This window comes from Pseudomonas sp. 22085, from assembly GCF_052045815.1.
Lineage (GTDB): Bacteria > Pseudomonadota > Gammaproteobacteria > Pseudomonadales > Pseudomonadaceae > Aquipseudomonas > Aquipseudomonas glycinae.
The window spans coordinates 67,187-78,371 of record NZ_JBQEQA010000005.1 but is presented as its reverse complement, the minus strand read 5'-3'; the positions used below and the strand labels follow the sequence as shown (position 1 = coordinate 78,371).

Below are 11,185 nucleotides of genomic sequence, written 5' to 3'. Positions count from 1 at the left end.
CACAGTTGTTGACGCATCAATGAAAAACGCCGCGATCAGCTGATCGCGGCGTCGGACTTCATACGAATGACATTGGCAGCGCTGGCTGAGCCATCGAGCCAGAAGGACAGATCGGCGTATTGCTTGAACAGGTCCGGCGGCAGGATCGTGCGCCGCGACTGCAGGGCGACCTTGGGTTTGACCTTGTGCAGGCCGGCCACGCCCAAGGCCTGGTCGAACTCCGGCGCGTCATAGGCCAGGTGCTCGAAATCGTGCTCGAACCAGGGTTCGCCGATGAAGTCGTAGACCAGCCGCAGCACCCGCTCCGGGGCCTGGGTCAGCAGGTCATAATCGACGATCAACAGCGAATCGGCGTGCTCGCCGTAATAGGCTTCCTTGAGCGCCGCCCAGGCAAAACCCACCAGGCGATTGCGCTGGGCCAGGGTTTCGCAGCGGCTGTAGACGGTGTTGCGCTCGACCGCATCGCCGAACAGCTTGGTGTTTTCAAAAGGATTGGCGCGGTACAGCCGCTCGAGGCTGTCCATCACCCAGGCGACGTTGCGCACACAGGCGATGACCTTGGCTTGTGGGAACAAATCGTTGATGGCCGGCAGTCGCGCAGACCACTGGCGGTTGGTGTCGAACACCACCGGTTTGTCGGCCTTGTCGGCGTAGTAGGAATCGAACAGGCCGCGCAACAGGCGGCGGCGCATGTCGGTATCGATCACCGCGCCGAATTCGCTGCCGGCACTGCATTGTTCAAGGACACCGGAGAACAGCGCGCCGACCGGACTGGTCATGCCGGCATGAAAACGCGGGTTCTGCAGGAGGATTGCAGAAAGGAGGGTAGAACCTGAGCGCGGCAAGCCGGAGATAAAGTGGAACTGCTGCAATCCCTTCACCGTATTTGTAAGTCCTTTTGTCTGATGAGCGTAATCCAACAATACCCATTCGACTAGTAGTGTTTTGATATCAGAAAAGAGCAAAACGGACTTAAAAACTTCGTATTTATCGCGAATAAAATGGTGAAGCGTTTAAGTCAGTTTTCTCCCGCTCCATTGGGCGTCTGCAACGAAAAAAGTCGCGCTTTCGCACCACCCGCCTGCACCTGATCCCGCAAGTGCCAGGCCGCTGGCAAGGGCAGGAATGGATCGGGTACATCCACGTCCTGATCGCCGATCAACCAGACCCGGGCACTGTCCTTCGGCAGGTCGCCCAACCGATCAAGGTAAACCTCATCGGACACCAGCGTGCCGAAACCGTAATGGTTCGGGCGAGTCGAGCGTCCCTCGGCAGTGGGCGGCGTAAACAGCCGGACTTGAGCCTCAGTGCGGTTGTAATAGACGTAACTGAGGTACCAGAGCATGTCGCTGGTGACGATGCGGTCGCCGCTGGCGAAGTGGCGGTTGACGTAATCGACCATGACGTTGAACTGGTCGTTGCGGTCGACCGTGGCGTTGTTGTTCACCCCGATCATCTCGACCCCGACCAGCGACAGCAGCACCGCCATCGCCAGCACGCGCACGCTGCTGCAGAGCCGGTCGATGCCCAGCGCCGCCAGCATCGGCAGCCCCAGCGCGTAGGCAGTCAGGTAACGCTCGATGAACACCGGCGTAATGAAAGACACGGCGAACACCAGCAACAACGGCATGCCGGTGTAGACCGCCAGCAGCACGCTGCCATGGTTCACGCTGCGATCACGGGCAACGGCGACCCCCGCCAGCACCAGCAAAGCCAGGGGCACACCGCCGAACAGCAGCAACGGGAGATGTTCGCCCTCGTCCTGAATCAACCAGAGCCAGATCATCGACGGCAGCGAAGACAGGGTCACCGGATCTTCCCAGCCTACATCGCCGCCGGCCTTGAGCGCGTCCATGTGTTGCAGCAGGTCGATCAGGTTCGGTAGCCACGGCAGGTAGAGCACGACGATGGCGAGATTGGCCAGCCACCAGTCCTTGCGCTGGAGATGCTTCAGGCGATAACCCGGCAACAGGCGGATCAGCCCCAGATACAGCCAATGGCTCAGCGCCGCCAGCACGGCGAAGTAGTGGGTGTACAACGCCGCCGTCATCAGCAGCGCGTAGATCAGCAGATAGCGGTGACGCTGCGGGCGCCGGATCCACTTGACCAGCACCAGCGTCGCACCGATCAGGAGCAAGCCAAGCAACGCGTACATGCGCACTTCCTGGCTGTAGCGTACCGCCGTCGGCAACAGCGCCAGCAACACCCCGGCGATGATCGCCGCGCGGCGAGTGGCCAGCCGGTCGACCAGGCTCACGCCGAGTCCGACCGTGGCGATGCCGGCCAGCGCACTGAAACTGCGAATGGCCAAGAGGCCGTCGCCGAACAACCCGATCCAGCCGTGCAGCAACATGAAGTACAGCGGCGGATGCACATCGAACGCGGCATGCGTCCAGATCACGCCCGGCGAATAGCGCGCCAGCAGCAGGCTCGAACCTTCATCGCCCCAGATCGCGGCAGCGGTCAGATCATAAAAGCGCACCGCCGTGGCCAGCAGCAGGATCGGTATCAACCAGTGCTCGCGCGCCCAGCGCAACAGGCGCCGGACACCGGCATTCGGTGCGGCGAACGGATCCTGAGTATCTCCCAGCGGTGTCTCGCGAAGGACCTCCATCAACCTCCCCTCAGCGTTTTTGCGAACACAATTGCGTCATCAACTGCCAACACTGTAGGCCAGCACCGAAGTCGACGCGCGGCCACGACGACGTCCGGCAAGTCCGTCGATCCGGGTCTACGCTACGGCGTGGCGTGACCTGCCCGCGCAAAAGGAAGGAGTCAGCACAACGTTTCGACCGGCCCGACAACAAGGGCGACCGCGCGGCGCGCCGACCACACAACAGAAGGATGAGGAACCATGGAAGTCTTTATGGGTACGATTCAACCGTTCGCCTTCAACTTCGCCCCGAGTGGCTGGGCCTTGTGCAACGGGCAAATCCTGGGCATCTCGCAATACCAGGCGCTGTTCGCCTTGCTGGGCACTTACTACGGCGGCAATGGCACGACCAACTTTCAACTGCCCAACCTGCAAGGTCGCGTGCCCGTCGCACAAGGCACCGGACTGGGCCTGACGCCGCGCGTCATCGGTCAGGTGTACGGCACCGAAAACGTCACCGCCACCATCGCCAACATGCCCAACCACACCCACGCCATGACCGGCCTGACGGCCAACACCGCCCTTTCGCTGGCAGTACCCGCCAGCAATCCGGCGACTGTGCCCACCGCCACCAATTCGTACATCGGCGCGTCCGGCGGCGGCCCTGGTTCGGCGAATATCTATTCCGACGCCCAAGGTGCCACACCGGTACCGCTCAAGGGTGTGACCACCACCGTCACCGGGGACATTTCCTCCACCGGCGGCAGCCAGCCACTGCCGATCCTGAACCCGGCCCTGGTCCTTAACTTCAGCATTGCCCTGAACGGTCTGTTCCCGTCGCGCAACTGAGTAAACGCCGGGGGCTTGATGGCCCCCGGCCGTTCTTTTTTCACTGGAGTCAAACCATGCTGCAAGCGGTGCAGATCCAACATGTCCAGCCGTTGCTGGGACAGCAACGCACGCTTTACCTGCCCGATGGCACGGCCTTGCCGATTCGGATCGAATACCTTGATGAGGTTCCCGCGGCGAAAACCCGCTACAGCGAACGCATGCCCTTCTGCCTGGAATTCAACAGCCTGGTACCGACCGAGTTTGTCGACGGTTTGTGCGCGCTGGACCTGCCGGAACTCGGTCGGGTAGAGGACATCTTCGTGTCGCGGGTGCCGGCGCTGGGACGGGATCCGCAGTTGGGTTATTTCTGCATTTCCTTCAACTGATTCGACAAAGTGTAAAACCACGTAGGACATGTCAGTAGGATTAGGCCGCAGTCCTTGTAGGCTGTGTTTTTAAACCCATTTTCTTGGGAAACGTCCGACATAAATTCGCTGGCCATCTTGTTAGCGTTGTTCCGAATCTGTCACAGGACAAGGAACAACGGATGTTCAATGCCAATGCTCGTTTGCGCCTCAATACCGACGACCTCGATCACGATCTGCAGGTGCTGTCCTTCACCGGCACCGAATCCATCAGCCAGCCATATTGCTTCAACGTCAAACTGGTCAGCTCGAGACCGGACATCGATCTTCCCGACCTCATGCACCGGCAGGCCTTTCTGGCCTTCGATGACAACGGGCATGGCGTCCATGGACAGATCCAGCACATTGGCCGGGGCGATATCGGGCACCGGTTGACCCAATACCACCTGACCCTCGCGCCATGCCTGGCGAACCTGGGCCATCGTTTCAATCAGCGGATTTTTCAGAACCTGAGCATTGCGCAAATCATCGGGCAAATTCTTCAGGAACATGGCATCCACGCAGATGGCTATCTGTTTCAGATCGGCCAGGCCCTGCCGGATCGCGAATATTGCGTTCAATACAACGAGTCCGATCTGCATTTCATCCAGCGCCTGTGCCAGGAAGACGGCCTGCACTATCACTTTCGCCACAGCCTCGACAGGCACCTGCTGGTATTTGGCGATGATCAGACCGTATTTCCCAGACTGGCCCGGCCGACACCATTCAAAAAGCGCAACGCGATGGTGGCCGACAGGCCGGTGATTCACCGTTTCGAGTGTGGGCGAAATACCCGCACCAATCGCACCCGTCGGCGCGCCTACGATTTCAAAAAGGCGCACCTCGTGCTGGAGTCCGAGGCGCGAATACCGAACGAACCCCGCCAGCCTGATCTGGAGGACTACCTGTATCCGGACCGGGTCCTCAACCGTGAGCACGGCAAACTGCTGACCCGGCGGGCTCTGGAACGCCATCGCAGCGATGAGCTCACGGGCGAAGGCGACAGCGACGAACCAGCGCTGGTGTCGGGGCATTTTCTGTCGCTGTCAGAACACCCCGACCCCGCGTTAAATGACCTCTGGCTGCTGACCGGAATCCGTCATGAAGGCAAGCAGCCTCAAGTACTTGAAGAAAGCGGTAGCGACATCGCCGTGAAGGATCAAAGCGACTTCGTCCAGGGCTATCGGAACCATTTCGAAGTCACGCCATGGGATGCGATCTATCGCCCGTCATTGCGCTACGACAAACCTTCCATCGGCTGTACTCAGACTGCCGTGGTTACCGGCCCGGAAGGCGAAGATATCCATTGCGACGCCTATGGCCGGGTCAAGGTGCAGTTTTTCTGGGACCGCGAAGGCCGGCACAACGACAAGAGCAGTTGCTGGTTGCGGACCACCACGAACTGGGCCGGCAACGCCCATGGCAGCGTGATCATTCCGCGCGTGGGCATGGAGGTGCTGGTGACGTTTCTCAACGGTGATCCCGACCATCCGGTGATCAGCGGTTGCCTGGCCAACAGCGCCAACCCGGTGCCCTATGAATTGCCGGCGCACAAGACCCGCAGCGTGTTCCGGTCCCGCAGCACGCCCGACAGCAATGGCTTCAATGAGCTGATGATCGAAGACCGCGCCGGTCAGGAGCTGATCTATCTGCGCGCCCAGCGTGATCTGCAGCAGAAGATCGAGCACGACAGTCACCTGGAGGTCGGCAACGAACGTCGGGAAAGCATCCGTGGCAACAGCGTCAGCCTGCTGCACGCAGAAGAACACCGCACCCTCACCGGTCATCGCAAGACCCATCTCAAGGCCAGCGATCATCTGCACGTCAGCGACAGCAGTCACACCCGGATCGGGCAATCACTGACGATGGAAGTCGGGCGGCAGCTCTGTTTCAGTGCCGGGGATCATTTGGTGCTGGAGGCCGGAAAGAGCATCAGCCTGAAAGTCGGTGGCGAGCATTTCGTGCTCGATCACGGCGGTCTTTTCGGGAGCAGCGACCTGCTGATCGGCGGCGTGCCCATACCGTTCCTGCGCGCCCGATTGTTGCAGCCCGAAGACATTGAAGACTTGTCGGCGCCCGCGCCCTTGCCGCCACTGGTGGCGCCCTCACAACAGGCATTGATGGCCGCGAGCAAAAGCCTGGGCGCGGATTTCTGCCCGATCTGCGAAGCCTGCCGCGCGGGCGAGTGCGCCATTGCGGAGGCCGCTGCATGACCGACCCGGTTGTACAACGCTGGCTGTTTGAACAGCACCATGCCGATCGTCTCCTGTGCCTGGTGCTCGACTCGCAGAACGAACGCGACATGCGCCAGCGCTGGCTGAAGAGCAGCCGTTACGAACAGTACGCCAGTGTCTACGGTGAAACCGTGGTCGCCGAACTGGCGGACACCGGCCCGTTCCTGTTCACCTTCGACCAGCCCGACGACCGTCGCCTCGACGCCCTGCTCGACAGGCCCGACAGCCATTGGGGCTGGCTCGCCAGCCTGGGCCAGGGCGAACTGAACGCATGGGTCAGGCACTGGCAGGAGCGGCTGCTCGTCGGCACCCGTCCGCATCAGGCGCTGTACCGCTTTCACGACAACCGGGTACTGGCCCGAGCGCTGGAGCATCTGCCGTCCGAGGCGCTACCGGCGTATCTCGGGCCGGCGATCAGTGTGTCTTACTGGCAGGGTTCGCACTGGCAGAGCACTGACAATCCTGCGCCCGGCACTTACCCGCTGCCGGACTCGCCGCCTTGGCTGCACCTGCCGATGCCCGACGAGCAAGCCATGGAAATCCGGCTGGCCAACGCCCACCGCTTTCTGCTGGCCGAGCATGTGCAGGCCTACGCCGGATTGGCGTGCACGCAGGATCCGCACATCTGGCTACGTGAGCGACTGGCTCAGGCCCAGGCCTGGGGCTGGCTGGCGCCGGAGCGGCTGGAATTTCTGCTGATCCAGAGCCTGCACACCCCGACCCTCGTGCCTCACTGGCAACCCCGACCGGACGAAACGCCGGATGAACACTTTGATCGGGTTTACCTGCTTTCGAAGAGCTGGAGCGGGGAGATGCCTTCATGAAGATTCAGCTCAAGAGCATCGTCCTGATCAGCGCCTTCGCGGCACTGGGGGGTTGCCAGGGCAAACCGCCCAACACCTTCAAATTCACAGCCGATCTACCACCGGGGTTTGCCTACGTCGCAGCGGTTTATTACGCACCCGAAAAAGGTAAGACCTGCACCCTCGAGAGACGCGACAACCTTGCCCCGGTGTTCAACAGCAAGTGGCGCACGGACTACAAGCCGGATGCCGAGATCACGATTCGCAAGATTGTTAAGGGGTGTCCGTTGGTCGTGAGGCGAATCGAACTGGAGATCAACTCGGCGTACGGCAAGGATTGGAGCGACTTCAGCCGTGACGAAGCCATGGTTTTCATCCGCGATGATCTGGAGGAGCAGTTCAAAGGCGTATTCAACGAGGCCGGTGAAAGCACCTTCCACGGTCAGTGCGAGTGGTGGTTTCGCACCTCGGGCAAACCGCGAATTCTAAGAAAAATCCTGGATTGCAGAACGGTCGATGCCCAAGGAGCACGTGCCTACGGGAAGACCTTCGGGGCTTTTAACCCTGATCAACTGCCGGGCAAAACGGTGAGGATGAAGATCACCTTGGCAGCGGACGAGCGACCGGCCATCAAGGACACCTGGGTCAAGGTCACTAACGGCTGGAAACGCTGCATGGGCGACAACTTTGAGGATCAATACGCCTTCTGTTACGGCAACTACACCGATTTCAGCACTTTCACCATGCCGGATGGCCAAGTCTGCACCATTTATCCGGGTTGCACGGAATAAGGAGATTTCGCCATGACGTCATTGGAAAAGGATCTGCAATCACCAGCGCTGACTGCCCTGAAAACCAGACTCACGCGGCGTGTTGCAACTTTGGGCTGCTGCCTTGTCTTGATCGCAAGCTGCAAGACCGAACCGCCCAACACCTTCAAATTCACAGCCGATCTACCACCGGGGTTTGCCTACGTCGCAGCGGTTTATTACGTACCCGAGAAAGGTCAGACCTGCACCCTCGACAGACGCGACAACCTTGCGCCGGTGTTCAACAGCAAGTGGCGAACGGACTACAAGCCTGATGCCGAGATCACGATTCGCAAGATTGTTAAGGGGTGTCCGTTGGTAATCAGCAGGATCGCGCTGGAGATCAACGCGAGTTACTACAAAGCACGGGGAGATTTTGGGGGTGACGAAGGCATGGTCTTTTTGGGGAACGATATAGAGGAGCAGTACAAAGGCACTTTCAATGAGGCAGGTGAAAGTACTTTTTACGGTCAATGTGAATGGTGGTTCCGGACAGCTGGCGCACAACGCCGCATCGTCAAGATCCTTGATTGCAAGACATCTGGTGCCCAAGGAGAGCGTGGGAAAGGAAAGACTTATTCTGCTTATGGGCTCGACCAACTACCGGGTAAAACCATAAAGATGAAGATCGAATTGGCAGCGGAGGAGCAACCGGCCATCAGGGATACCTGGGTAAAAAATCCAAATGGTTGGAAACGGTGCATGGGTGACAACTTTGAGGATCAGTACGGCTTTTGTTACGGCAACTACACCGACTTCAGCACTTTCACCATGCCGGATGGCCAAGTCTGCACCATTTATCCAGGTTGCACGGAATAAGGAGATTTCGCCATGACTTCATTTGAAAAGGATCTGCAATCTCCGTTGGGCAGTCGCATGCTGACATGTCCTGCAGGTGGAAAATGGACAAGTTTCCAACTCATCGACGAGTTCTGTTCGGGTGAACCCTATGCCGGGTTGGCTTACATCGTTACCGACTCGGAAGGCCATAAGTACACAGGCCGCTTGGACGAAGCGGGCAAGGGCAAAGTGAATAATCACTTTGCGGGACCAGTAACGCTGCTGTTTGATCAAGCATACGAAGGCAAGGAAAAGCTCTACTCATATTTGCAAGGCAGACCACATTACCCTCTGAAAATCACCGAGCTTCAGGTTCGCGCCGAAGCAACCCATTACCTGAACCCTAATGCCACTCGTACGCGGGAACGCCCCGAAATCGCAGACGGTGGGGATTACTTTCAAGTCGAAGTCCGTCACCTGGTCAGACATGCCTCCCACCTTCCACCGGAGGTTTATCGCGATTATCCCCTCGATTCCGGGTGCGCAGCCATCATGCGCGAACACGGCAAACTCGGGGTCGCCCTGATGCCGCAACGTCACACCATTCTGGAAGTGCGACCGTTACGTGCGTTGCGTCCGATATTATCCACAGCTCCGGCATTCTGTGCACTCAACCTGTACCAGCTCGCATTGATGGCAACCCTGAGTTACTGCCCTTTCGGCCAGAAACCCAAAGTCCCTTGCGCCGAAACCAGATCCGTTAAGTTTCTGCTGCAACCCAGCGTCGGCAATTGGTTCGGCGATGCACTGCCCAAGGGGGAAGAACTGTGGAAAGTCGACAGCGCCCAGACCAAAGCCTATTACCCGCTCTACGAAGATGTTCCGTATTCCGCAAGGTTGGAAATCATCCCGTTTGACCCGAACCTCTATGCAGTCAACAGACATACGCCAGAACGTGATCCTGAACACCCGGCCAGCGTTCACTTTCTCGACGACATCGGTAGTAAAGACAGTACAGACACCCAAGCTTTCATCACCCACAACGACGAACTGATCCTGATCGCCGTTCGCGGTACCGCCGAGATCGTCGCCGATGGGTTACGCGATGCCGATGCCTTGCAGGTGCCGTTTGCGGAAGGCGAAGGCCAGGTACATCGAGGTTTCTATGAAGCGGCCAAAAAAGCTGCCGCATTCGCCGTCAATTACCTGGAAAAGTTCTACACCGGCCAAACACTCCTGATCTGCGGCCACAGCCTCGGTGGCGCAATCACGCTGCTGCTGGCCGAAATGCTCCGCCGTAGGCCAGAGGGCTACAAAATCCAGCTCTACACCTACGGCGCCCCCCGCGCCGGCGACGCGGATTTCGTCAAGGGCGCAGCCGATCTCGTGCATCACCGCATGGTCAACCACAACGACCCGGTGCCCAGCGTGCCCGGCAGCTGGATGAACACCAAGGCCGATATCTACGGCACCGGGGCAGCGCTGACCTTCGTGAATGTGCCGCTCGGTCTATCGGTGTTCGTCGCGGGCATCACCAACTGGACCGGGGAAGCCTACGACCACCACGGCCGTTTGCGCCACGCCATGCCGGTGGAGTTCGGCCGCCAGCAGGTGTCGTCAATCCTCTGGTAGCCGGGCTGCGACACCATCACCCAGCACGCAGCCTGTGACGTGGCGATCCGGCAGCGGCACGGCCTGCCGGATCGGCCGACGTTGCTCAAGCAGATCTTCGACGCCGGGCACCATTCGATGACCGGGGCTTACATCCCGGCGTGCTGGGCGGTGTTGCGGCGTTGGCAGGAGGCACAGGAGTCAAACCGCACGCTGGTTACCGAGCGAGAATTCGCATTGGTTGAGTCGGCCCTGCAGCGCATCACCGATCAGTTGCGCCGCCAGCGCAGCAATTTGCCGGGACGGCCGGACAGCTATGTGCGCAGCCGGAAAAACATTGTCGAAGCGCTCAATCATGAAATCGAGAACATCCGCACGACCCGCGAACGGCTGGCCAGTCTGCGGCACCGGCGCCTGACGACCACGGATGTTTATGGATCGCTGGCGGAACAACCGGAACGCCTGGCCGAAAGCCTGCCGCGCTGGCAGCTGCATCCGGAAAACCTCGCAACGGAACAACTGGCCATGGCACCGGAAGCCGCCGAGGATGACCCGCTGCTGGTAACGCTCTACGGTCACAGAATCGGCGCGCCCCACACTTTCGACATTGACTCGATCATCTGACTCAAGCCTGTGGATACCACACCAGCCGCTCCGCCGCCGGGTTGCGCTCCTCCACCGCAAAACCCAGCGCCAGGTAGTGCTGGCGCGCATGGGGGTTATTGGCCCAGACCACCGTCGCCACCGGGCAGCGCACTTGCTGCGCGGCTTTTTGCACGCCTTGCAGCACGGTTCGCCCGTAGCCCTTGCCTCGGGCCTGGGGAATGAAGGCGAGGTACAACACGCGGATTTCATTGACGCCGAAATCAGTGCTGAGTGCACCCATGGCCGTGCCGAGTTTTTCCACGATGTAGTGCATGGCATTCGGATGGTTTTCCCCCATGCCCTGCTCCTGCACCTGAAACTGCTGGGCAACGATTTGCTGCACCTGTTCCTGCTCGCCGTCGATCCATTGCAGATCCGGGCGCGCCGATTGATACAAGCTTTGCAGAAACGGCCCGTCCGACGCCCGCGAAGGCCGCACCACCAATCCGTCCGCCGCCAGGTTTTCCGTCATCTT

9 protein-coding genes and 1 pseudogene are annotated in these 11,185 nt (G+C 59.7%); 7 read left to right on the top strand and 3 right to left on the bottom strand.

The features are described from left to right. Nucleotides 1-35: 35 nt before the first annotated feature. Complete coding sequence (locus tag ACTJK7_RS07165; protein ID WP_011331872.1) at nucleotides 36-881, bottom strand: sulfotransferase family protein; 846 nt, start codon at nucleotides 879-881, stop codon at nucleotides 36-38. Nucleotides 882-1,018: 137 nt separating this feature from the next. Next, complete coding sequence (locus tag ACTJK7_RS07160) at nucleotides 1,019-2,614, bottom strand: glycosyltransferase family 39 protein (RefSeq protein WP_285357551.1); 1,596 nt, start codon at nucleotides 2,612-2,614, stop codon at nucleotides 1,019-1,021. Between the two features lie 240 nt (nucleotides 2,615-2,854). Here ACTJK7_RS07160 and ACTJK7_RS07155 point away from each other — a divergent pair, with 240 nt between their 5' ends. From ACTJK7_RS07155 to ACTJK7_RS07125, 7 genes and pseudogenes are all read left to right on the top strand, one after another. After that, a complete protein-coding gene (locus ACTJK7_RS07155; RefSeq protein ID WP_011331870.1) occupies nucleotides 2,855-3,442 on the top strand; it encodes a phage tail protein in 588 nt (195 codons plus the stop codon). 56 nt (nucleotides 3,443-3,498) lie between these two features. After that, nucleotides 3,499-3,810: a DUF6916 family protein gene (locus ACTJK7_RS07150; protein ID WP_011331869.1), complete on the top strand. Its 312-nt coding sequence runs from the start codon at nucleotides 3,499-3,501 to the stop codon at nucleotides 3,808-3,810. Nucleotides 3,811-3,971: 161 nt separating this feature from the next. Further along, nucleotides 3,972-6,041 (top strand): type VI secretion system Vgr family protein, encoded by a 2,070-nt coding sequence (locus tag ACTJK7_RS07145; RefSeq protein ID WP_323151214.1) that lies wholly within the window; start codon nucleotides 3,972-3,974, stop codon nucleotides 6,039-6,041. Continuing rightward, nucleotides 6,038-6,886: a DUF4123 domain-containing protein gene (locus ACTJK7_RS07140; protein ID WP_440780446.1), complete on the top strand. Its 849-nt coding sequence runs from the start codon at nucleotides 6,038-6,040 to the stop codon at nucleotides 6,884-6,886. The genes ACTJK7_RS07145 and ACTJK7_RS07140 overlap by 4 nt, the downstream gene beginning before the upstream one ends. Next, a complete protein-coding gene (locus ACTJK7_RS07135; protein WP_011331866.1) occupies nucleotides 6,883-7,656 on the top strand; it encodes a hypothetical protein in 774 nt (257 codons plus the stop codon). Before ACTJK7_RS07140 ends, ACTJK7_RS07135 begins: the two co-directional genes overlap by 4 nt. A 12-nt stretch (nucleotides 7,657-7,668) precedes the next feature. Further along, nucleotides 7,669-8,493, top strand: coding sequence for a hypothetical protein (locus tag ACTJK7_RS07130; protein WP_440780445.1), 825 nt, complete (start codon nucleotides 7,669-7,671; stop codon nucleotides 8,491-8,493). A 12-nt stretch (nucleotides 8,494-8,505) separates the two neighbouring features. Then, nucleotides 8,506-10,689 (top strand): annotated as a pseudogene (locus tag ACTJK7_RS07125) (lipase family protein). Nucleotide 10,690: 1 nt separating this feature from the next. Here the strand turns inward: ACTJK7_RS07125 and ACTJK7_RS07120 are convergent. Continuing rightward, nucleotides 10,691-11,182 carry a GNAT family N-acetyltransferase gene (locus tag ACTJK7_RS07120; RefSeq protein ID WP_440780443.1) on the bottom strand — a complete coding sequence of 164 codons (492 nt, stop codon included), beginning with the start codon at nucleotides 11,180-11,182 and terminating at the stop codon, nucleotides 10,691-10,693. Nucleotides 11,183-11,185 lie beyond the last annotated feature (3 nt).